The organism is Amycolatopsis sp. A133, from assembly GCF_031082405.1.
GTDB lineage: Bacteria > Actinomycetota > Actinomycetes > Mycobacteriales > Pseudonocardiaceae > Amycolatopsis.
On sequence record NZ_JAVHJU010000067.1, the window covers coordinates 122,088 to 142,424 of the forward strand.

Sequence of the window (20,337 nt, forward strand, 5' to 3'; positions counted from 1 at the left end):
GGCTCACCAGCTCGGCGGGCCGGGGCCAAGCCTGAGCGGACCCGGGGCGCGGCCGGACGCGGACACCCGCTGACCTTCGGTGTGCTTCTTTCCCAACAGCGGCCACCGGCAGTTCAGGAGCGGCGGCCGGCCCAGGAGGAGAAGAAGAAATCCGGGTTTCCCTGCTGCACAACGACTTCAGCCGGAGTGCCGATCCAAGAAGTCACTCGGTAGTGGTAATCCGCGGTGACCGGCACGCCCTGCGCCGGGGTTTCCGCCGGCCCGCCCCGCGCGAAGCCCACGACACCGAACATCGCGACTGCCCCCAGCAGCGCGGCCACCAGCACGCGCCGTTCGATCCTGCCCATCGGAAATGCCCCCGTAGTAAGAGAAAAGTCAGGCCGCGCGGACCGTGACGCTGCCGCTCTCGGTGGTCAGGTCCAGCAGGTGCGGACCCGAACCGTCGGTCGGGACGTCGATCTCGCGGTGCCCGCTGTCGCTGTTGCCCTGGACGCGGTACGGCCCGCCCGGCACGGCCAGCTCGATGCTGCCGCTGTCGGCGTGCACCTTCACGTCGTTCGCCTGGGCCAGCGTGAATTCGACGCTGCCGCTGGAGGACGTCACGTCGACCCGGCCGCGCACGTCGCGGCCGGTGATGCTGCCGGAATCGCTGCGCAGCTGGACTTCGCCGACGTTCCGCAGGTCGATCGAGCCGCTGTCCAGCTGCAGCTTCACCGCGCCGGAAACGTCCTCGACGCGGGCCTGCCCGGAATCGGCGTGAACGTCCACACTCGACACCCCGGCGATGTCCAGCTCCCCGGAGTCGACGCTCCCCGTGACGGGCACGCCGGGCGGCACGACGACCTCGAAGTCGACCGAGCAGTTCGTGCCGCAATCGCCGAGCACCAGCTGGTCGCCGTCGACGCGGTAGAAGGGGCCCGCCGGCTTGCTCCGCCAGTGGTAGCTGACTTCTTCCTGCACCTTCGACGGCCCCGAGCCGGTGCGGATCTTCACCGATCCCGAGTCGCCTTCCAGCTTCACGCTGCGGATGGCCTGCGAAACGGTGCCGGTGTTCCGGAAGTCCGAACCCCAGCCCCACCCGAGCGCGGTCGCCAGGCCGACGCCGATCAGGACGATGCCACCCAGTGCGAGAAGCGGGCGCGCCATGGTCGTTGGTCCCCTCAGTGTTGTTTCCCCTGCGTGAGAAACGTTAGGACGGGGTGAGCGGGCCGTACATGGGGGTAACCCCCCGAAAGACCCTGAGATCCCTCCCTGACACGCGGGGAAGGGGCCCGGGGCCTAACCTGGCGCACGTCTCCAGTTCCGTGATCAGGAGGATCCATGCCGCAAGCACCCGGCCCGTACGAGTCCCTGCCCGACGTGCCGTCGTTCACCCTGCGCAGCAACGATGTCGCCGACGGCGAAACCCTGGCCACGCCCCATTTGTCCGGCATCTTCGGCGCCGGCGGCGAGGACCGTTCGCCGCACCTGGCGTGGGAAGGCTTCCCGGCGGAGACGAAGAGCTTCGCGATCACCTGCTACGACCCGGACGCCCCGACCGGCAGCGGGTTCTGGCACTGGGCGGTGTTCAACGTCCCGGCTTCGGTGACGGAGCTGGCGTCCGGCGCGGGAGACGGCTCCGGCCTCCCCGAAGGCGCGGTGACGCTGAAGGGCGACGGCGGGGTCAAGCAGTTCCTCGGCGCGGCGCCCCCGCCCGGGCACGGCCCGCACCGCTACTACTTCGCGGTGCACGCGCTGGACGTCGACCGGCTGGACGTGCCGGAGGACGCGACGCCGGCGTTCCTCGGCTTCAACATGTTCGGGCACACGCTCGCCCGCGCGGTGATCACGCCGGTGTACGAGAACAAGGGCTGAGGTTCCCGGGCCCGGCGCTGTTGCCGATCGGCAACGGAGCCGGGCCCGTTTTTGTCGGACCCCGCTGACACACTGCGGTCATGCCACCACCGATAGCGACACCCCGGTCGAGAGCGCTGGGGTTCGGGCTGAGGAAAGCGCGGAAGGCGCGCGGGTACGGGCTGCGCGAGCTGGCCCGTGCCACCGGCGTGCACGCGGCCGAGCTGTCCAATTGGGAGCTGGGGTTGCGGGTGCCCCGGATCGAGGAGGTCGCGCTCCTGCTCGGGCAGCTGCGGGTGCTCGGCGCGGAGCGCGACCGGCTGTTCGAGCTGGCCCGCACCGCCCGTGAGCCGAACTGGGCCGAGAAGGAGATGCCGGACGCGCCCGCGATCCTCACGACGCTGGCCGAGTACGAGCGCACCGCGGCCGCGATCTTCAGCTGGCAGCCGATGCTGGTGCACGGCCTGCTGCAGACGCCCGATTACGCCCGGGCGATCCTGGCGTACGGCGGTTCCCCCGCGCAGCTGGTCGAGCAGCGGTTGCGGGTGCGCATGGTCCGGCAGGCGGCCCTGCGCGAGCACCGCGCGCCGGAATGCTCGTTCCTGCTCGGCGAAACCGCGCTCCGGCAGCGGGTGGGCGGTACGGAGGCCTTGACCGACCAGCTTCGCCACCTCCTCGGTCTCCCGAGGCGGCTGGCGGTCCGGGTGGTGCCGTCCGGCGGCGATTTCCACCCCGGCCTCAACGGTTCCTTCGCCGTATTCGAGTACTCGGACCTGCCCTCCATCGTCTTCTTGGACCAGCATCGCGGGAGCGCCTACCTCTACGATGAGGATCAGGTGGCGGACTACAAGTCGGCCGCGAAGACCGTGACATCCCTCGCCTTGGACGTGGACGAATCCCGCGCGTTCATCGAGGGGGTGATCGCCGAACTGGAGGCCTGACGTGACCTGGCGGAAGTCGACCTACAGCGGCCAAGAGGCCGATTGCGTGGAAGTGGCGCTCGCCCCGGTGGTGCGGATCCGCGACACGAAGGACCGCCCGGGCGGAACGCTCGAAATCACCACCCGATCGTGGGACGCCCTCCTCACCGATCTGCGTTAGCGACGAAGTTCCCCGCGTTGGGCCCTTCACGCTCGAGGTAGTGGCCCTTGATGTGCTCGGCGAAGCCGAACTGCCGGTACAGCCCGTGCGCGTCGGCGGTGTGGAGCATCCAGCGGAACCGGTCGCCGGGGCCGTTGTCGATCATCTCGCGCACGATCTCCTTGCCGAGGCCGGTGCCGCGGGCGGAGTCGACGACGAAGACGTCGGCCAGGTAGGCGGACGAAACGCCGTCCGAGAACGCCCGCGCGAAGCCGACCAGCTCGCCGCCGCGGTAGGCGCCGACGACCCGCCACGAGCCGTCGATGGCGGCTTCGACCTGCGCACGCGTGCGCCAGCGGCCCCAGTAGGCCTCGGTGGAGAGGAACTTCCACACCACGTCGAGGTCCAGCCGCGTCCGGTCGTCGTCGAGTTCGTAGTCGCCGAAGGTGCGCATGATCCGAAAATAATCGACCGGTCAACGCGGTTTCAGCAGGTAGTCGACCACCGGGCGCAGCTCGTCCGCCGACGGCGGCTCGTCGTCGATCAGGCCCTGGATCAGCAGCCCGTCGATGCCGGCGAGGAACACCCGGAAGGCCACCTCGTCGTCGTGGCGGACCATCGACGTCAGGACGTCCAGCCAGCGCCGCGCCGCCGGACGAAGCTCCGGCTTCCGCGCGGCCAGCAGGTACAGCTCGTACTCCGCCATCGTGCGCCCGCGCCGCGGCCCCAGCGCCTCGGCGAGCAGGCCGGCGACCTCCTCGGCACCGCGCGACCCGCGGGAGCGGGCCCGGTCGATCATCCAGTAAACCTCGGTCGCCATGTCGCGGGCGCAGGAGATGAGCGTCGCGATCAGGAGGTCGTCCAGCGACGAGAAGTGGTAGGTCGTGGACGTCGTCGGCACCCCGGCCTCGGCCGCGACCGTCCGGTGGGTGACACCGGCGACGCCGTCGCGCTCGATGATCCGCAGCGTGGCCGCGATGAGCTCGGTGCGCCGCTTGTCGCCGCGCGCCTTCCGGCCGTCGACTTGCAGTTTCACGTAGACGCACTCCCGAGTTCGATCAGCACGACACCGCCGATGACCAGCGCCAGCCCGGCGATCATCGTCGCGTTGATCGACTCCTTGAGGAACAGGACGCCGATGATCGCGACCAGCGCGACGCCGGCCGCGGCCCAGATCGCGTACACGACGCCGACCGGCAGGCCCATCTTCAACACGTACGACAACGCCGCGAACGCCACGGCGTACCCGGCCACCACGACGACCGACGGCCCCAGCTTGGAGAAGCCTTCGGAGAGCTTCAACGAGACCGTCGCGGAGACCTCGGCGGCGATCGCCAGCGCGAGGAGAAGGTACGCACCCATAGGGTGAAAACTACCTGAACGATCGTCCCGAAACAAAGAGCGACGTACACCACATCGGTGGGACTTAGGGCCACTCAACGGGTTACTCATCAGTAAGGACGGTTAGTCTCCCGGCACCACCACAGTTTTCCCGGACGAAAGGCACCCGAACGATGGGCGCTCTGCAACTGACGCTCGGCGGGATTTCCGTCGTGCTCGGCCTCGTCGCCTGGGGCATGTTCGCCGCGACCATCGCCCGTTTCGTACGGGTGATCCGCCTCGGCCAGCCCGACTCGACGCGCAACGGACCGTTCATGCCGCGCATGAAGACGCTGATCAAGGAGTTCGCGGCCCACACGCGGATGAACCGGAAGCGCAGCGTCGGACCGGCCCACTGGCTGGTGATGTGGGGCTTCCTGCTCGGCTCGCTGGCGCTGTTCGAGGCCTACGGCGAGGTCTTCGTCCCGACGTGGGGCTGGCCGTACCTCGACGACTTCCCGCCGTTCCAGCTGCTCATGGAGCTGCTCGGGCTCGGCACGATCGTCGGCATCCTGGTGCTGATGGCGATCCGGCAGCGCAACCACCCGCGCCGCGCCGACCGCCAGTCGCGCTTCGCCGGGTCGAGCTTCAAGTGGGCGTACTTCGTCGAGGCCGTCGTGCTCATCGAGGGCATCGGCATCATCGGCGTCCGCGCCGCGAAGTCCGCGCTGAACACCCACGAAGGCCCGATGTGGGCCTCCTTCGTCTCGAACCCGATCGGCCAGCTGCTGCCGGCCAGCCCGAACCTGGTGACGATCTTCGCGTTCGTCAAGCTGATGAGCGCCACGGTCTGGCTGATCGTCGTCGCGCGCACCATGACCATGGGCATCGCGTGGCACCGGTTCAGCGCGTTCTTCAACATCTACTTCAAGCGCGAGGACGACGGCGGCGTCGCGCTCGGCGCGCTCAAGCCGATGATGAGCGGCGGCAAGGTCCTCGACCTCGAGGAAGCCGACCCCGACGAGGACACCTTCGGCGTCGGCAAGATCGAGGACTTCAGCTGGAAGGGCTGGCTGGACTTCTCGACGTGCACCGAGTGCGGCCGCTGCCAGGAGCAGTGCCCCGCGTGGAACACCGGCAAGCCGCTGTCGCCGAAGCTGGTCATCACGCAGCTGCGTGACCACGCCTACGCGAAGGCCCCGTACCTGCTGGCCGGCGGCAAGCGCGACATGGCGGGCGACGAAATCGGCCTGTCCGGGGACAACATGTACGCGGGGATCGACGTCCTCGCGATCGCCGAGTCGCAGAAGGCCCTGATCGGCGATGACGGCGGCGTCATCGACCCCGACGTTCTGTGGTCCTGCACGAGCTGCGGCGCCTGCGTCGAGCAGTGCCCGGTCGACATCGAGCACGTCGACCACATCGTCGACATGCGCCGCTACCAGGTGATGATCGAGTCGTCGTTCCCCAGCGAGCTGAACGGCATGTTCAAGAACCTGGAGAACAAGGGCAACCCGTGGGGCCAGAACGCCAAGGACCGGCTGGCCTGGACCGAGGACCTCGACTTCGAGGTCCCGGTGTTCGACGGCGACCTCGGCGACACCGAATACCTGTTCTGGGTCGGCTGCGCCGGCGCGTTCGAAGACCGCGCGAAGAAGACGACGCGCGCGGTCGCGGAGCTGCTGCACATGGCGGGCGTCAAGTACACCGTGCTCGGCTCGGAGGAGTCCTGCACCGGTGACCCGGCCCGCCGCGCCGGCAACGAGTTCCTCTTCCAGATGCTGGCCCAGCAGAACGTCGAGGTGCTGAACTCGGTGTTCGAGGGCCGCGAGCGCAAGGCCCGCAAGGTCGTCGTGACCTGTGCGCACTGCTTCAACACCCTCGCCAACGAGTACCCGGAGCTGGGCGGCCAGTTCGACGTCGTGCACCACACGCAGCTGCTGAACCGCCTGGTGCGGGAGAAGCAGCTGGTGCCGGTGGCGCCGGTCGCCGAGGACGTCACCTACCACGACCCGTGTTACCTCGGCCGCCACAACAAGGTCTACGAAGCCCCGCGTGAGCTGGTCGGCGCGACCGGCGCGCGGCTGCGGGAGATGCCGCGCCACGGCGACAAGTCCATGTGCTGCGGCGCGGGCGGCGCGCGGATGTGGATGGAAGAGAAGATCGGCAAGCGGATCAACGTCGAGCGCGTCGACGAGGCGCTCGGCACCGCGCCGTCGAAGATCGCCACCGGCTGCCCGTTCTGCAAGGTGATGCTGAACGACGGTCTCACGGCCCGGCAGAGCGACGGCAGCGCGAGCGAGAAGGTCGAGATCGTCGACGTCGCGCAGATGCTGCTGGAGGCGGTCAAGCGCAAGCCGGAACCGAAGCCGATCGCGCTCGGAGCGCCGTCACTCGCGGAGGAGTGACACAGTTCCCCGGAACGCACGGCCCCGGTCAGATCATCTGACCGGGGCCGTTTTTCCTGGTCGGAAAGTTTCGGGAATCGAGGATTTCGTAGCCATTCCACTACCCGTTGTCACTGAGTTTGCCCTTGACTTCAGGGCCGCTAGCTGGGAGTTCGTCACAGTAATCGTTTTCCCGAAAAATGTTCATGATAATCACCGAAATGGCCCATCGGGTGAAGGACAAACGATCGCCTGAACTATGGACAAGCGGCGTATCCTGGCCTTTCCTCGCCGCCGCCGATGCCAGCGAGGGCACCTTTGACGATCACGAAAACCTAGGGAGCGGCGAGGATGATGGGCGAGGACCGGCGGACCACCACGACCGGCCGACACGCTCTCCACCCCCTCCCGGACGACGCCCGGCCGAACTCGGACTACGTGCCCTTCCAGCGCACCCTCGTCCGCCCGTACGTCCTCACGCGCGGGCGGACGCAGTCCCGGCGGCACCTCGCGATCGAAGCGATGGTCTCGACCCGGGCCGGCGCGCACTGGGACGGCGCCCGGGTGGCCGGTGAGTTCCGCTCCGTGCACTCGCTGTGCCTGCACCCGCGTTCGGTCGCCGAGGTCGCGGCCACGCTGAGCGTGCCGCTCGGCGTCGCTCGCGTGCTGCTGGACGACATGGCCGAACAGGGCCTGGTCACCATCCACGACAGCCGGACCGGCGCCGACGGCCGTCCGGCGATGGCGCTCATGGAACGCGTTCTGAACGGCCTGCAGCGCCTCTGAGCACTACGCTCACCAACGTGAGCGAGGAATCCGGGAACTCCGGCGGCGAAAGCACCCTGACCGTCCTGCTCGCCGGCGGGGTGAACTTGGCGATCGCCATCATGAAGCTGGTCGCCGGCATCATCACCGGCTCGGGCGCGATGCTGTCCGAAGCGGCGCACTCGGTGGCCGACACGATCACCGAGGGCCTGCTGCTGACCGCGCTGAAGCGCTCGGAGCGCCCGGCCGACCGCGTGCACCCCTTCGGCTACGGCAAGGAGCGCTACTTCTGGTCGCTGCTCGCGGCCGTCTCGATCTTCGCCTCGGGCGCGATGTTCGCGCTCTACGAGGGCATCTCGACGCTGTTCGGGCACGGCGAAGCGCAAAGCACGTCGCTGCTCAGCTACATCGTCCTCGCCGTGGCGTTCGTGCTGGAAGGCACGTCGTGGCTGCAGGCGGTGCGCCAGGTCGTCCGGGAGTCGAAGGCCGCGGACCGCTCGCTGTGGACCTACCTGCGGCTCATCGACGACCCGACGCCGAAGACCGTCCTGTTCGAGGACTCGGCCGCGCTGATCGGCCTGCTGATCGCGTTCGGCGGCATCGGGCTGCACCAGCTCACCGGCTCCGAAGTCTGGGACGGCATCGCGTCGATCGCCATCGGCCTGCTGCTCGCCTGCGTCGCCTACCTGCTCGGCCGCACCAACCGCGGCCTGCTCGTCGGGCGTCAGGCCGACCCGACGCTGGTCCGCGGCGTCCGCGACCACCTGAACGCGGCGCCGGAGATCGAGGCCGTCGTCGACCTGCAGACCATGCTGATGGGCACCGACCAGGTACTGGTCTGCGCCCGCGTGGACTTCGACGACTCGCTCGGCGCCGGGGACCTCGAACGCGCGTGCGTCCGGCTCGCGTCGGAGCTGACCGAGTCGTTCAACGACGTCACCGAGGTGTTCATCGAGCCGGTGCCGCGGTCGGACCCGGAGCTGCGGGCGACGGTGCTGGCGCGCTACGGCGACATCGCCGAGCGGTGGGGCAAGTAGCTTTTCGCCTCAGTAGCCGAAGTCCTGGACCCAGTACCAGCCCGCGGTGGTGACGCCGACGCCGATCTTCTTGAGCGTGCAGTTCAGGATGTTCGCGCGGTGGCCCGGGGAGTTCATCCAGGAGTCCATGACCTGCGCCGCGGACGTCTGCCCCCGCGCGATGTTTTCCGCGCCCGGCTTCGAATAGCCGGCGTTCTTGATGCGCTGGTCGAACGTCGTGCCGTCGGGGCTGGTGTGGGAGAAGAAGTTTTCGGCCGACATCAGGTCGCTGTAGTCCTGCGCGGCCTTCGTCACGTGCGATTCCTCGGTCAGCGGGGCACAGCCCGCCTTCGCCCGCTCGTCGTTGACCAGCGCGACGACCTGGGCGGTGGTCGAGGGGGCGACGCGCGCCGCGGGCTTGGTGCTCGGCGGCGGCGCTTCGGACGTCGTCGGCTGGGGCGCCGAGGACGTCTCGCTCGGCGTGGGTGCCTCGCTGGACGTCGCCGGGGCGGGGGCCGAGGCGGTGGGCGCGGCAGGCTGACCGGGGGTGGTGGTCTGGACCTGACCGCCGGCGAGCTCGGTTCCGCTGCTGCCGCCGGCGCCGGCGGGCGCGTTCGGCAGGACCAGCGCCGCGGCGCCGAGCTCGGCGGTGTTTCCTTCCGCGGTGGCCATCCAGGTGCCGGCCGCGGCGGAAAAAACGCCGAGCAGCACACTGAGTGACACCATCACCACGTGAGCACGTTGACCAATGGGGGACACGGCGCAGGAACGTATCACGGGACGATTACGGCGAGAACCCCGCGAACGCACTGGTCACATTCTTAGGGCGCCTTATCGATGACAGGCGTGAATTCCCCGGCAAACGGATGCTTCCACATTACTCCATTCAGTCTATTAGCTGGACTCGGTCAGCTTCTCCGTCGATTCATGGGTTATCGCGGTGGCCGCCTGGACGAACCCGATCACCGTCCGGAGCTCGTCGTCGGTGTAGCGGTCGCAGAGCTCGTACATGCCCTTGACCAGGTGGTCCCACAGGTGCCTGCCGCTGGCGATGGACTGCAGGTCCAGGGCGATGAGGATCTTGCGCCGGTCGTCCGGGTGCCGCTCGCGGTTGACGATGCCCTTGCGCTCCAGCCGGTCGATCATCGCCGTCACCGACGCGGGCGCGAGCCCGGAGAGCCGCGCGAGGTCCTTCGGCGTCTGCGGCCCGAACCGCGCGAGGTAGTCGAGGACCTTGCTCTCCACCGCCGACAGCCCCCGCGTCTCGGAGATCGCGGTGTGGAACATGACCGTCTCCGTCGACAGCTCCCGCGACCTGAGCAGGACCTCTTCGACGAGTTCTGTTCGCTCGCTTGACACGGCGACCAGCCTAGCCCACTCTTTAGTTCGACAGAACGAATTACTTTCTAAGACATTTGAGGGATCGAACGACATGACACGGGCACTGATCATCGGGGGCGGCGTCGCGGGCACGATCACGGCCATCGCGCTGCACGAAGCCGGGCACGAGCCGCTGCTGTTCGAAAGGTACGACCGCAGCGCCGAGGGCGTCGGCGCGTTCCTGACGCTGGCGGTCAACGGCTTGGACGCGCTGCTCCCGCTGGGGCTCAAGGACGTGGTCCGCAGCGCGGGCTTCGACTCGCCGCGGATGTCGATCGGGCTCGGCAACGGCACCCGGCTCACCGAATTCCCCCTCGGCGGCACCCTCCCGGACGGCACGGTGAGCCAGACCGTCCTGCGCTCCGACCTCTACATCGCGTTGCGCGACGAGGCTGCCCGGCGCGGCATCCACGTCGGGTACGGCAACCGCCTGATCGGCGCGAGCCAGACGAACACGCACGTCAGAGCGGACTTCGCGGACGGCTCGCACGCCGAAGGCGACCTGCTGATCGGCGCCGACGGCCTCCGGTCCCGGGTCCGCACGATCATCGACCCGGACGCGCCGTCACCGCGGTACGTTCCCCTGCTGAACACCGGCGGTTTCGCCGAAGGCCTGGACCTGCCCGACGAGCCCGGCGTGCTGAACATGGTGTTCGGCAAGCGCGTGTTCTTCTGCCACGTCGTCAGCACGGACGGCCGCGTCTGGTGGTTCGCGAACCCGGCCCGCAAGACCGAGCCGACCGCGGCCGAGCTGGCCGGGCTCGCCGGGGAGAAGCTGCGCGCCGAGCTCCTGCACCTGGTGGCCCGCGACCGGACGCCGGCCACCGAGATCATCCGCGCGACGCGCGAGATCTACCCGGCGTGGCCGACGTACGACTTCCCCACGGTCCCGGTCTGGCACCGCGGCCGCATGGTGATCATCGGCGACGCGGCGCACGCGACGTCACCGGCGGCGGGCCAGGGCGCCTCGATGGCCATCGAAGACGCCGTCACGCTGGGCAAGTGCCTCCGCGACGTGCCCGACGTCGAGCGCGCGCTGACCACGTACGAGAGCTTGCGACGCGAGCGCGTCGAAGCGGTGGTCGCGGCCGGGAAGCGCAACGGCGACACCAAGGTCATCGGCCCGGTCGGGCGCGTCGTCCGCGACTTCTTCATCAAGCGGGCGTTCTCGAAGCCGTTCGACGAGGACCCGAACGCGTTCATGTGGAACCACCACATCGACTGGGACGAGAAGGTGGCTGCTTAGCGCCAGGTGTCGATGCGGTGGAAGTTCTTGTACGCCCGGCTCGGGGTCGGGCCGCGCTGCCCCTGGTAGCGGGACCCGGCTTCGCTGGAGCCGTACGGGTGCTCGGCCGAGCTCGAAAGCCGGAAGATGCACAGCTGGCCGATCTTCATGCCGGGCCAGAGCGTGATCGGCAGGTTCGCGACGTTCGACAGCTCCAGGGTGATGTGCCCGGAGAAGCCGGGGTCGATGAACCCGGCGGTGGAGTGCGTGAGCAGCCCGAGGCGGCCGAGGGAGGACTTGCCCTCGAGGCGGCCGGCCAGGTCATCGGCCAGGGTGACGAGCTCGAACGTCGAGCCGAGCACGAACTCGCCGGGGTGCAGCACGAAGGGCTCGTCGCCCTCCTTCTCGACCAGCGACGTCAGCTCGTCCTGCTGCAGCTGCGGGTCGATGTGGGTGTACTTGCTGTTGTCGAAGACGCGGAAGTACCGGTCGAGCCGGACATCGATGCTGGACGGCTGGACCATGCCGGCATCGAAGGGGTCGATGCCGAGCCGGCCGGCGTCGAGCTCTTTGCGGAGGTCACGGTCACTGAGCAGCACGGCCCGAAGCCTATCCGGTGGGCTGTGACATCCGGGGCTCCGCCCCGGGCCGGGGGCTCCGCCACCCGGACCCCCGAAAAGCTGGTCAGGCGGCCCGCATGTGCTGCGCGTAGGTCGTATCGGGCGCGAAGATCTTCTCGAGCCGCTTCACGTACCCGCGGCGCCCGGCCTCACCGATCCGTTCCTGCAGCGCGGTGGCTCCGGGGATGAACCGCCGCACGGTCTCGGCGGCGAAGTTGACCCCCGCGACGGCGACGATCGCGGCCTGCGCAACCGGGTCGTTCGGCAGACCGAGGAAGTCGGCGTTGGTCTTCCCCAGCACGAGCCGGCTGATCGACGAGTGCACGGCGACGGAGACGTGCGAGAGCACCTTCCCGACGGCCCCGCGTCCCTCGCCGACAGCGGCGTTGGCCTCGATCAGGGCCTTGGCGAGCCGCTTGGAGTCGTCGTCGGGGATAAATTCGGTTGCCGCGAGCAGCCACAGCAGCCGCCAGGCGTCCTCTTCACCGGTGGGCAGCAGTTCGTCGTCGACGCCCATCAGCCAGCCGATGTAGCGCCAGAGGTGCAGGATGTCGCCGCGTTCGCGGGCGGAGTAGCGGAGGCCGAGCAGCTGCGTCCCGAAGACGTAGACGAGCGAGAAGAGCAGCAGCGTGCCGGCGGTCTGCACCTGGTTGACGGGCCGATCCCAGGCGGCGTAGTCCCAGTCGTCCCGCCGGTTCATGGCGGCGCGCACGTGGGCGTGCACGAGCCGGATCCGCAGCGCGGAGGCGCACCCCTGCGCACCGTGCTTGAGGGCACCGGGCGTGGTGACGTCGATCCACCAGGCGGCGGTCTCGACGAGCCTCCTGGTGGCCTTGTACTCGATCTCGCCGGTCCCGACCAGCGCTTTCGTGGCGCGCGAGGCGAGGTAGCCGCCCATCAGCGACATGTCCCCGAGCGGGAAGAGCCCCAGAAGACCGGCCCGGGTGATGGCTTTCGCACCCCGCTCGATCCGCTCGTCATCGACCCAGTAGGGCTTGGCGTCGACCTGGTCGAAGAAGTCCTTGAGCGGCCCGGGCGTCTTGGGACCGCCCTTGAGCGCCTCCTCGAAGAGCCGCCGCCCGTGGCCTTTGGGCTGCTGCGCCATCCAGGCGACAACGTCGTCCGCCAGCCGGTCCTGCACCTGGGCGAACTCCCGGATGCGGGCGACCTGGCGTTCGTCGCCCCGGATGTCACCTTCGATGAACAGCCGCTGGGCCAGCCGGAACCCGCCTTGCCGGAACAGCTCGGGCTCGTCCATGACAGCTCACCTCCGCGAGTCGACAACAAGTGTTGTCACTTGACGGGCAAGAGTCAAGGAGGAGGGTCCTGGACAAGGGGATCACGGCGCCGTGTATGCTGGCGACGCACTGCGGATGTAGTTCAATGGTAGAACATCAGCTTCCCAAGCTGAATACGCGGGTTCGATTCCCGTCATCCGCTCTCATCGAGAAGCCCCAGGTCACATGGTGTCTACTGTGGACCTGGGGCTTTCTCTATCTCCGCTGTTCACTTCTCGCGTGCCATTGATGTGCCATTAGCCGACTGGCACCGGTTGGCCGTCCTGATCTTCGTCGTCGTCCGGTGTGGTGCCCTTGCGGTGCCGGTCGACGAGCTTGGACAGCCGGTCCGCGATCTGCTTGTCCGCGTCGCTGGTCGCGCGCTGGTAGATCAGGGCTGCCCGCATGTCGTCGTGGCCCATCCGCGCCATCAGGTCCTTGGTCGACGTCCCCGCCTTCGACGCCCAGATGTTCCCGGCGTGCCGGAGGTCATGGAAGTGCAGGCCCTTGAGCCCCATCTTCTCCACGACCTCCGTCCACCGGGTCCGCTGGCTGAAGTTCGGCCGGCGGACCGCGTGCCCAGCGCGCTCACCCGTGAAGAGCAGCGCGTCCTGCTGAGGCTTGACCCAGGTGTCCAGGTGCCGCAGCAGGTCACGGCGGACCGCCGTCGGAATGATCAGCGTCCGGACACCCGCCCGCGACTTGGGCGGACCGACGACGAGCCCACGGCCGCTTGTAGTCGGCAAAGGGGTCAGTCACTTGGTTACCTCTTTCGGGTTGTTGTATTTCGGGGTCTTTCCGGTTCGCTGCCATCTGTCGAGCGACGCCATCGACATGCTCAGCCGCAAGCTCCCAGATCGGTAGACCCACCACCCCGAAGCCGGATCATGACAACGGCCGGTAGCACCGGGTCAAGGCGAGAAAGCGTGCCTTGACCCGGCACCACCGGCCGCGTGCTGACTTCGTATCGGGGTGACGGACTAGTCTGGGCGACGTCACCGCCGTGCCACGATCCACACAATCGGCGTCACTGATCCGTTTGGATCTGGGCTCGATACTCAGGTTTGACCCTGAAAATCGTCCGCTTCTCAATACCCAGATCTGACCGCATGACGTCCACCAGTTCAAACAGTGCAGCGTGAACCTCAAGACACATCTGTTCGTGATCACCCCACACCTCGTTTGAGCCTTCGGGCTCATAGGCTTGGCGCACAACTTGTCGCAAACTGTCAAGGACCGAGAGCAGATAGGAACTGTAGGCCACGACATCGCGGCCAGCGAGCATGTCGAGTTCCGCCACCGCAAGCTCGATCGTGTCCATCTGTTCGCAGAATTGCTTCGTCAGGTCCCTGACTTCACCGCGAGCTCGTTCCCTAGTTTCGCCGGATACTCCCAACATGATCACTCGGCCACAAGCTATCGCTTGCCATGTGTCAACGACAGCGTGAACTGTCGCTATGACGCGAGCACCCAGCTCTCCAACCTGCTGCCTGCGCCACTTCTGTAGCTCGACGTTGCTCGTGCTGCGCTTGGTCATCATGACGTTGAAGATCGCAGCGGCAGCGGCGATCACAGCCGCGGCCAGTGTAAACCAACTACTTACCACAATCGCTCTCAATCTCACGGTCGTCTAAACGACATATCATTAACGCGAGCGTCCGAGTGGGAGCCAAAATCCATCCTTGACACAACAGTTTCCCGGAGGGGCGACCGGCAAGGCTGACATTTTATTATCTTCTCCCGTCGCGGTTTAGCGGTCGCTGTCCGATCAGCGGCTTTAAAGAGCATCTCGCCGCCCTCGTCCGCCCCAACCACGACGCCGCAGGCCTGCCGAGATCGGGCAGCGTCGCAAGGGGATCACCTCGATCGTGCATGTGGTGTGTCACTACGTCGGGCCATTGGCGGCAATTAGGGGTGGTCAACCAGGGTCAGCGGCGGCGCCAAGAGCAAGCTCTGTCCGACGACGGGATAGCCGTTGCTCCTCGCTCGTGCGGTGATGCTACTAGGCCTACGTCAGGTGACGAGGCATAGTGTTGGCTGGCTCGGTGGAGTTGACCGCGGATCAGCGGTCCGAGTTGCAAGCCCTGCCGCACCACGACATGTAGCGACGGTCACGGCTAGGGCCTAGGTAGTGACCATGAGGCGCCTGACAGACAACGGAGAAGGATCTCCCCACGTTAGCCGGAGGGTCACGGCGGGCTGTTAACTTGTCGCTTGACTGCTACGCCCCGGACGTTTAGGGCTGTCGTGCCGCCTGAGCCGTGAGGTGTGTACGGGCCGCTGGCCATGCCATTAGCGTGCCATTCAGGCGGGTCAACCAAGGTCAACAGCGGGTACCGCGAGACAGTCCCGTTCGCAGGTCAGGGCCACTTCCGAGCATGAACACCCTGGTTCCCAAGCTGAATACGCGGGTTCGATTCCCGTCATCCGCTCTCATTTGAAGTTGGGCAGACCACAAGGGATGTTTCCCGATTCGGGAGACATCCCTTTCTCATTGCCCGGCCGAGCTCGCCGTGGCCCGTCCGCGCGGTGTCGCCGCCGCCATCGTCAACGCGACCGTCAACCCGACGGTCGGTGCCACCGTGGCGCCCAGCACCGCACGGAACAGGATTCCGCCGGGCGACAGCAGCAACACCAGCAAACTCAACCCGGCCACGACTGCCCACACGGTGACGACCCTGCCGGTCTGCTTGCGCGCGACCAGCACAGCCACGGTCAGCATCGTGGCCGCCAGGGCTATTCCCGACCACCCGAGGCCGGCCATCGTCCACGCTGACACGGCGAACTTGTCCCGGTACAGCAAGTGGAACACCCACGGCCCCGCCACGTACGCCACCGCTGCCACGAGCAACCCGACGACCAGCGTTCCCCCCGCGCCCACCGCGGCGAACCGCCGCAGCCGGCGCGGGCCGTCCGGCTGGTTTAGCACCCGCACGACAGTCGGGACCGCCAACGTCTGGATCGGAGCCAGCACCAGCAGCAGCGGGGACCGCAGCAGCGACACCGCCAGGAACAACCCGCCCAGCGCATCTTCGCTCCCGCGCGGCGCGACGAGCTTCACCACGGCCGGGTAGCCGGTCAGCACGCTCGCGGTCAACGCCGCGCTGACGGTCAGACCCAGCATCCGCCGCCACAGCGCACCCCACGGCTCGCTCGACGGACTCGGTTCGACCAAACCGCGCGCACGGAAAGCGAACGGCAGCCAAGCGCACGAGCCGGCCGCCACCGCAACCGCCAACCAGATCAGCCCGCTGACCCCGGCAACAACGAATCCCACGAACAGCACCAGCCGGACCCCGGCCTCGGCCAGCAATATCGCCGAGTAGCGCCCGTTCTGCCCGGCGCCGATGAACAACCCGCGCATCGCGTACAACGAAGGGAACGCCACAATTCCGCAACCGGCCACCCACGCCAACTCGCGGTGCTGGTCGAACAGCTGCGCATTCACCGTTGGCACCGCGAGTACCGCGGCCACCACGATCGCGACGGTCTGCGTCACCGCGAACGTCCGCGCAGCGCTCAAATCCGGCTTGCGTCCCTGCGCCGCGGCCACAGCCGTCTGGCGCGACAACTCCTGCTCCACCGGCGACAGAGCACTGCCCACACCCATCAGCAATCCCCAGAAACCCAGGAAAACTGCGTTCTCGACGGAGCTGAGATGCTTGCCGGCCAGCAGGAGCAGCACATAGCCCATCGCCGATGTCGCGAGAACCGTCGCGCCGAGCCCACCGACAGCTCCCACGCGCGACCGGCGGCCGGCTCCTGGTGAGACGTCTCCGCTATAGCTTTCACTGCGCACAAACCCCAAGATCATACGGCAGTGGCAGCGATCCTCACGCTGCGGTCTTCAGCGTTTTTCCTATCACAAAAGAAAACAGTTGAGCGTGAGCAGTCGATTATTTCGAAAACCCGATCCGGGCTCGCAAATGCGCGACATGCGCGGCGGGCAAACCGGTTTCCTCCGCGCGCTCCAGCGCCTCAAAAGCCGACGCCGAACCCAGCCGGTGCAACAACTCCGCCCTCGACGCGTGCCACCACGGATAGCCGTCCAAGCCCGGCAATGCATCCACCAGCGCCAAAGCCGTCGAAGGGCCGTCCCGTTCCGCGACCGCTGCCGCGCGGTTCAACCGGACCACCGGTGTGTCCTGCACCGACAACAGCACGTCGTACCAGGAAATCACCGCGTTCCAGTCCGTTCCGGCCCACGATGGTGCGAGGTCGTGGCAAGCCGCGATGGCCGCCTGGACCACATACGCGTTCGGCACCGCCGGAGTCCGGCGCAAGCCGCGGCCGACCAGCTCGACGCCTTCCTTGATCAGCGCTGCGTCCCACGACGCACGGTTCTGCGCGGCGAGCAACACCGGCGAACCGTCCGGGAGGAACCGCGCGGGACGGCGGGCGTCCTGCAGCAACACCAACGCCAGCAGCCCCAACGCTGTCGGCTCGTCCGGCATCAGCGACACCAGCAAGCGCGCCAGGCGGACTCCCTCGACGAGGAGCGGCTCGCGGCCCGTGTAGCCCTCGTTGAAGATCAGGTACACCGTCGAGGCGACGCCGGCCAGCCGCGACGGCAGCTCCTCCGCCGACGGCACCCGGTACGGAATCCGCGCTTGGGCGATCTTCTGCTTCGCGCGCGTCAGCCGCTTCGCCATCGTCGCTTCGGGGAGCAGCAACGCCCGGGCGACCTCCGCGGTCGACAAACCGCCCAACGTCCGAAGCGCCAAAGCGACCTGGGCGTCCAACGACAACGCCGGATGACAGCACGTGAAGACCAGCCGCAGGAGGTCGTCGCGGACCGAGAGCGGGTCCGGGTACGGGTCGACCGCGGGCATCGCGTCGGCCTCCTTCCCGAGCCGCTTCGCTTCGCGGCGGACCACGTCCACCGCGCGGCGGCGGGCCGCGACCAGCAGCCAGCCGCGGGGATTGCCGGGGACGCCGTCGCGCGGCCACGTCTCCAGCGCGCGCACGACGGCGTCCTGGACCGCGTCTTCGGCCAGGTCGACGCTGCCGGTGACGCGGACCAGCGTGGCCAGTACCCGGGTGCCCTCGTCCCGGACCAGCCGCGCGACCGCGTCCCCGGCGCCGGTCACTTGCCGAAGTCGACGACCGGCCGGACCTCGATCGCGCCGTCCCAGGCGCCCGGGATCCGGGCCGCGACCTTGACGGCTTCGTCGAGGTCGGCGCACTCGATCAGGTAGAACCCGGTGAGGGCTTCCTTCGTCTCCGCGTACGGGCCGTCGCTGGTGACGATGTCGCCGCCCTTGCCGCCGGTGACGCGGACCGTCGTCGCGGTCGCCGTCGGGTAGAGCGCCGCGCCGCCGCGGATCACCGCTTGCGCTCCCGCGCCGAACTCGTCGTAGTCCTTCATCATGTCCGTGGCCTCGGGCGCGGTCGGGTCGATGTCGGTGGCGTAGATGATCGCGGCGTACTTGGGCATGAGGTGCTCCTCGCAGGTCCTGACCGGCGCCGATCGCCGGCTCTCACTGTAAGGACGAACGGGGGAAGCCGCGCCGGGACACTTGTCGGAAAGAAAGTCCGGCGGGCAGGGTGAGGACCATGGGAGAGCCCGCGCTGTTCGGTCCGGACTTCGATCGCGACCCCTCACCCGCTTACGCCTGGCTGCGCGAACGGCCACCGCGCCGGCTCCGCTTCCCGACCGGCACCTGGGCGTGGCTGATCACGCGGTACGACGACGCCGTGACGGCGCTCAACCACCCCGCCCTGGTCAAGAGCCCCTTCGCCGGCCACGAGGAGTGGCAGCGTTCGGGCATGGGCCTGCCGCTCGACCACCGGCCGTCGCTCGGTTCGCACATGATCAACGCCGATCCACCCGAGCACGCCCGGCTGCGCCGCGCCTGCGCCGGCGCGTTCGGGCCGCGGCGGATGCAGAGCCTGCGCGAGCGCGCCCAGCAGGTGACCGACGAGCTGATCGACGCCGTTGAAGCACGCGGGCGCGGCGACCTCGTCACCGACCTCGCCTACCCGCTGCCGATCGCGATCATCTGCGACCTGCTCGGGGTGCCCGGGCGGTACCGCGAAGACGTGCACGAGTGGTCGCTCGTCATCGATTCGGCCGACGACACCGACGGCTCCAAGGTCCGCGAAGCCACCGACGTGCTGGAACGGCTGGTCACCGAGGTCGTCGAGGCCAAGCGCGCGACGCGGGGCACCGATCTGATCAGCGACCTCGTCGCGCAGGAGGCCGTGGGAACGCTCTCCGCGGACGAGGTGACCTCGACGGCCTTCCTGATCTTGATCGGCGGCCACGAGACGACCGTCGGGTTGATCTCGACCGGCGCGCTCGCCCTGCTGAACCATCCCGAAGAAGCCGCGAAGGCACGGCTGGACCCGCAGCACCGCGCCGCCGTCATCGAGGAAACGCTCCGGCTGCACGCGCCGCTGCAGAACGCGACCTGGCGGTTTCCCACCGAGGACGTCGAGATCGGCGGCCGGGTCATGCGGCCCGGCGACCCGATCCTCGTCTCGGTGCTGGCCGCCAACCGCGACCCCGCGGCCTTCGAAGACGCCGACGCGTTCCGGCCGGGACAGCGGTCGGCGAAACGGCGGCACATCGCGTTCGGCGCCGGGCCGCACCTGTGCATCGGCGCGGCCCTGGCCCGGCTGCAGGCCGACGTCGCCTTCGAAAGCCTGCTCCGGCGCCTCCCGGCCGCACGGCTCGCCGTCGCCGAAGACGACCTGATGTGGTGGCCGAGCCCGATCACCCGCGGGCTCTTCCACCTACCTATCGAGCTCTAACCCTCGACGAGCTCCCAATCGCTGTCCGGCGTCGCTCGGTCGTACACTTGGCCCGGCGCCGCCTTCAGCACCGTGCGCACGTCCGGGTACAGGTTCGCCACGTGCTCCAGCTCCAAGCCCTCGACCTCGAAGTCCTCCGCCTCGGGGACCTCGAAGCCGACGAACAGCCACGTGCCGTCCTGCTCGCGGACGACCTGGCGGACCGCGCGCACCGGCTGCTGGGGGCCGGTCGGGATCTCGGTGAGGCCGGTGCTGATCTGGGCCTCGTCGTCCGGGGAGCCCTCGTACTTCCACGCCGCGCGGCGCTGGGCGAGCAGCCGGATGTCCTCGTCCTCGTCGTCGGAGCCGGTCACCGACGAGAGCAGCCACGTGCGGCGCTCCGGGTCCCAGTCGGCGGCCATCCCCGTCGGGAGGCCCGCCAGCGCGCCCAGCTGGGGCAGCAGTTCGACGGCTTCGCGCAGCGACATCTTGCCGAAGCTCTCGCGGTTGACCAGCACGTCGTCGGACAGCTCGGTGCCGTCGCTGATGAACCAGTCGTCCTCGTCGTCCAGGACGACGAAGCCCAGCGCGTCGGGGTCGTTCACCAGGGCCAGCGCGATGATGACCGGCCCTTCCGGGTCCTGGCGCAGCGGCCATGCGGTCGACATGCGCCATATCCCACCATCGGAGCCCGCCGCT

At 68.4% G+C, this 20,337-nt stretch carries 23 protein-coding genes and 1 tRNA gene; 9 read left to right on the forward strand and 15 right to left on the reverse strand.

Annotation, left to right across the window (positions count from 1 at the left end; genetic code table 11):
• Positions 1 to 113 precede the first annotated feature (113 nt).
• Entirely contained in the window at positions 114 to 347 is a 234-nt protein-coding gene (locus Q5425_RS39615; protein WP_308677555.1) for a hypothetical protein, read from the reverse strand.
• A 28-nt stretch (positions 348 to 375) separates the two neighbouring features.
• A complete protein-coding gene (locus tag Q5425_RS39620) occupies positions 376 to 1,146 on the reverse strand; it encodes a DUF4097 family beta strand repeat-containing protein (protein ID WP_308677556.1) in 771 nt (256 codons plus the stop codon).
• 174 nt (positions 1,147 to 1,320) lie between these two features.
• Between Q5425_RS39620 and Q5425_RS39625 the strand changes: the two genes are divergently transcribed.
• The 3 genes from Q5425_RS39625 (at position 1,321) to Q5425_RS39635 (ending at position 2,934) form a co-directional block, all read left to right on the forward strand.
• Positions 1,321 to 1,854, forward strand: a complete 534-nt coding sequence (locus Q5425_RS39625) for a YbhB/YbcL family Raf kinase inhibitor-like protein (RefSeq protein WP_308677557.1) — start codon at positions 1,321 to 1,323, stop codon at positions 1,852 to 1,854.
• 80 nt (positions 1,855 to 1,934) lie between these two features.
• Entirely contained in the window at positions 1,935 to 2,774 is an 840-nt protein-coding gene (locus tag Q5425_RS39630; protein ID WP_308677558.1) for a helix-turn-helix transcriptional regulator, read from the forward strand.
• A 1-nt stretch (position 2,775) separates the two neighbouring features.
• Complete coding sequence (locus Q5425_RS39635) at positions 2,776 to 2,934, forward strand: DUF397 domain-containing protein (protein ID WP_308677559.1); 159 nt, start codon at positions 2,776 to 2,778, stop codon at positions 2,932 to 2,934.
• Here the strand turns inward: Q5425_RS39635 and Q5425_RS39640 are convergent.
• The 3 genes from Q5425_RS39640 to Q5425_RS39650 are packed head-to-tail and all read right to left on the reverse strand — an operon-like array spanning position 2,918 to position 4,275.
• Positions 2,918 to 3,367, reverse strand: coding sequence for a GNAT family N-acetyltransferase (locus tag Q5425_RS39640; protein ID WP_308677560.1), 450 nt, complete (start codon positions 3,365 to 3,367; stop codon positions 2,918 to 2,920). The genes Q5425_RS39635 and Q5425_RS39640 overlap by 17 nt on opposite strands.
• Positions 3,368 to 3,388: 21 nt before the next feature.
• Positions 3,389 to 3,949 (reverse strand): TetR family transcriptional regulator, encoded by a 561-nt coding sequence (locus tag Q5425_RS39645; protein WP_308677561.1) that lies wholly within the window; start codon positions 3,947 to 3,949, stop codon positions 3,389 to 3,391.
• On the reverse strand, positions 3,946 to 4,275 hold the full coding sequence (locus tag Q5425_RS39650) for an SMR family transporter (RefSeq protein ID WP_308677562.1): 330 nt from the start codon (positions 4,273 to 4,275) through the stop codon (positions 3,946 to 3,948). Before Q5425_RS39650 ends, Q5425_RS39645 begins: the two co-directional genes overlap by 4 nt.
• Positions 4,276 to 4,427: 152 nt before the next feature.
• On the opposite strand from Q5425_RS39650, the gene Q5425_RS39655 reads away from it, so the two are divergent.
• The 3 genes from Q5425_RS39655 to Q5425_RS39665 all read left to right on the forward strand — a co-directional run bounded on the left by Q5425_RS39655 (position 4,428) and on the right by Q5425_RS39665 (position 8,422).
• Entirely contained in the window at positions 4,428 to 6,641 is a 2,214-nt protein-coding gene (locus Q5425_RS39655) for a (Fe-S)-binding protein (RefSeq protein ID WP_308677563.1), read from the forward strand.
• A 333-nt stretch (positions 6,642 to 6,974) separates the two neighbouring features.
• Positions 6,975 to 7,406: a DUF742 domain-containing protein gene (locus Q5425_RS39660; RefSeq protein ID WP_308677898.1), complete on the forward strand. Its 432-nt coding sequence runs from the start codon at positions 6,975 to 6,977 to the stop codon at positions 7,404 to 7,406.
• A 17-nt stretch (positions 7,407 to 7,423) separates the two neighbouring features.
• On the forward strand, positions 7,424 to 8,422 hold the full coding sequence (locus Q5425_RS39665; RefSeq protein WP_308677564.1) for a cation diffusion facilitator family transporter: 999 nt from the start codon (positions 7,424 to 7,426) through the stop codon (positions 8,420 to 8,422).
• Positions 8,423 to 8,431: 9 nt separating this feature from the next.
• Here the strand turns inward: Q5425_RS39665 and Q5425_RS39670 are convergent, their stop codons facing one another.
• Positions 8,432 to 9,133, reverse strand: coding sequence for a CAP domain-containing protein (locus tag Q5425_RS39670; RefSeq protein ID WP_308677565.1), 702 nt, complete (start codon positions 9,131 to 9,133; stop codon positions 8,432 to 8,434).
• A 162-nt stretch (positions 9,134 to 9,295) separates the two neighbouring features.
• A complete protein-coding gene (locus Q5425_RS39675) occupies positions 9,296 to 9,760 on the reverse strand; it encodes a MarR family transcriptional regulator (protein WP_308677566.1) in 465 nt (154 codons plus the stop codon).
• Between the two features lie 73 nt (positions 9,761 to 9,833).
• Here Q5425_RS39675 and Q5425_RS39680 point away from each other — a divergent pair, with 73 nt between their 5' ends.
• Positions 9,834 to 11,027, forward strand: a complete 1,194-nt coding sequence (locus Q5425_RS39680; RefSeq protein ID WP_308677567.1) for an NAD(P)/FAD-dependent oxidoreductase — start codon at positions 9,834 to 9,836, stop codon at positions 11,025 to 11,027.
• Here the strand turns inward: Q5425_RS39680 and dcd are convergent.
• Both dcd and Q5425_RS39690 read right to left on the reverse strand, forming a co-directional pair.
• Positions 11,024 to 11,605 carry a dCTP deaminase gene (dcd, locus tag Q5425_RS39685; RefSeq protein WP_308677568.1) on the reverse strand — a complete coding sequence of 194 codons (582 nt, stop codon included), beginning with the start codon at positions 11,603 to 11,605 and terminating at the stop codon, positions 11,024 to 11,026. The two genes, Q5425_RS39680 and dcd, sit on opposite strands and share 4 nt — an antisense overlap.
• Before the next feature lie 85 nt (positions 11,606 to 11,690).
• Positions 11,691 to 12,884: an oxygenase MpaB family protein gene (locus Q5425_RS39690; RefSeq protein ID WP_308677569.1), complete on the reverse strand. Its 1,194-nt coding sequence runs from the start codon at positions 12,882 to 12,884 to the stop codon at positions 11,691 to 11,693.
• Between the two features lie 111 nt (positions 12,885 to 12,995).
• Here Q5425_RS39690 and Q5425_RS39695 point away from each other — a divergent pair.
• Positions 12,996 to 13,066 (forward strand) — tRNA-Gly (locus Q5425_RS39695).
• A 94-nt stretch (positions 13,067 to 13,160) separates the two neighbouring features.
• Here the strand turns inward: Q5425_RS39695 and Q5425_RS39700 are convergent.
• From Q5425_RS39700 to Q5425_RS39720, 5 genes are all read right to left on the reverse strand, one after another.
• Positions 13,161 to 13,649, reverse strand: coding sequence for a tyrosine-type recombinase/integrase (locus tag Q5425_RS39700; RefSeq protein ID WP_308677570.1), 489 nt, complete (start codon positions 13,647 to 13,649; stop codon positions 13,161 to 13,163).
• Positions 13,650 to 13,930: 281 nt separating this feature from the next.
• Positions 13,931 to 14,476: a hypothetical protein gene (locus Q5425_RS39705; RefSeq protein WP_308677571.1), complete on the reverse strand. Its 546-nt coding sequence runs from the start codon at positions 14,474 to 14,476 to the stop codon at positions 13,931 to 13,933.
• Between the two features lie 918 nt (positions 14,477 to 15,394).
• Entirely contained in the window at positions 15,395 to 16,588 is a 1,194-nt protein-coding gene (locus Q5425_RS39710) for a hypothetical protein (RefSeq protein ID WP_308677572.1), read from the reverse strand.
• 211 nt (positions 16,589 to 16,799) lie between these two features.
• Positions 16,800 to 17,993: a DUF6596 domain-containing protein gene (locus Q5425_RS39715; protein ID WP_308677573.1), complete on the reverse strand. Its 1,194-nt coding sequence runs from the start codon at positions 17,991 to 17,993 to the stop codon at positions 16,800 to 16,802.
• Positions 17,990 to 18,340 (reverse strand): YciI family protein, encoded by a 351-nt coding sequence (locus Q5425_RS39720; RefSeq protein WP_308677574.1) that lies wholly within the window; start codon positions 18,338 to 18,340, stop codon positions 17,990 to 17,992. The genes Q5425_RS39715 and Q5425_RS39720 overlap by 4 nt, the downstream gene beginning before the upstream one ends.
• A 119-nt stretch (positions 18,341 to 18,459) precedes the next feature.
• Between Q5425_RS39720 and Q5425_RS39725 the strand changes: the two genes are divergently transcribed.
• Complete coding sequence (locus tag Q5425_RS39725; RefSeq protein ID WP_308677575.1) at positions 18,460 to 19,659, forward strand: cytochrome P450; 1,200 nt, start codon at positions 18,460 to 18,462, stop codon at positions 19,657 to 19,659.
• Here the strand turns inward: Q5425_RS39725 and Q5425_RS39730 are convergent.
• Positions 19,656 to 20,306: a hypothetical protein gene (locus Q5425_RS39730; RefSeq protein ID WP_308677576.1), complete on the reverse strand. Its 651-nt coding sequence runs from the start codon at positions 20,304 to 20,306 to the stop codon at positions 19,656 to 19,658. The two genes, Q5425_RS39725 and Q5425_RS39730, sit on opposite strands and share 4 nt — an antisense overlap.
• Between the last annotated feature and the right edge of the window lie 31 nt (positions 20,307 to 20,337).

Excerpts from the sequence above, each read along its gene's own strand:
- Q5425_RS39615 (WP_308677555.1), bottom strand. The coding sequence starts at position 347 with ATGGGCAGGATCGAACGGCGCGTGCTGGTGGCCGCGCTGCTGGGGGCA.
- Q5425_RS39620 (WP_308677556.1), bottom strand. The coding sequence starts at position 1,146 with ATGGCGCGCCCGCTTCTCGCACTGGGTGGCATCGTCCTGATCGGCGTC.
- Q5425_RS39625 (WP_308677557.1), top strand. The coding sequence starts at position 1,321 with ATGCCGCAAGCACCCGGCCCGTACGAGTCCCTGCCCGACGTGCCGTCG.
- Q5425_RS39630 (WP_308677558.1), top strand. The coding sequence starts at position 1,935 with ATGCCACCACCGATAGCGACACCCCGGTCGAGAGCGCTGGGGTTCGGG.
- Q5425_RS39640 (WP_308677560.1), bottom strand. The coding sequence starts at position 3,367 with ATGCGCACCTTCGGCGACTACGAACTCGACGACGACCGGACGCGGCTG.
- Q5425_RS39650 (WP_308677562.1), bottom strand. The coding sequence starts at position 4,275 with ATGGGTGCGTACCTTCTCCTCGCGCTGGCGATCGCCGCCGAGGTCTCC.
- Q5425_RS39655 (WP_308677563.1), top strand. The coding sequence starts at position 4,428 with ATGGGCGCTCTGCAACTGACGCTCGGCGGGATTTCCGTCGTGCTCGGC.
- Q5425_RS39660 (WP_308677898.1), top strand. The coding sequence starts at position 6,975 with ATGGGCGAGGACCGGCGGACCACCACGACCGGCCGACACGCTCTCCAC.
- Q5425_RS39680 (WP_308677567.1), top strand. The coding sequence starts at position 9,834 with ATGACACGGGCACTGATCATCGGGGGCGGCGTCGCGGGCACGATCACG.
- Q5425_RS39690 (WP_308677569.1), bottom strand. The coding sequence starts at position 12,884 with ATGGACGAGCCCGAGCTGTTCCGGCAAGGCGGGTTCCGGCTGGCCCAG.
- Q5425_RS39720 (WP_308677574.1), bottom strand. The coding sequence starts at position 18,340 with ATGCCCAAGTACGCCGCGATCATCTACGCCACCGACATCGACCCGACC.
- Q5425_RS39725 (WP_308677575.1), top strand. The coding sequence starts at position 18,460 with ATGGGAGAGCCCGCGCTGTTCGGTCCGGACTTCGATCGCGACCCCTCA.
- Q5425_RS39730 (WP_308677576.1), bottom strand. The coding sequence starts at position 20,306 with ATGTCGACCGCATGGCCGCTGCGCCAGGACCCGGAAGGGCCGGTCATC.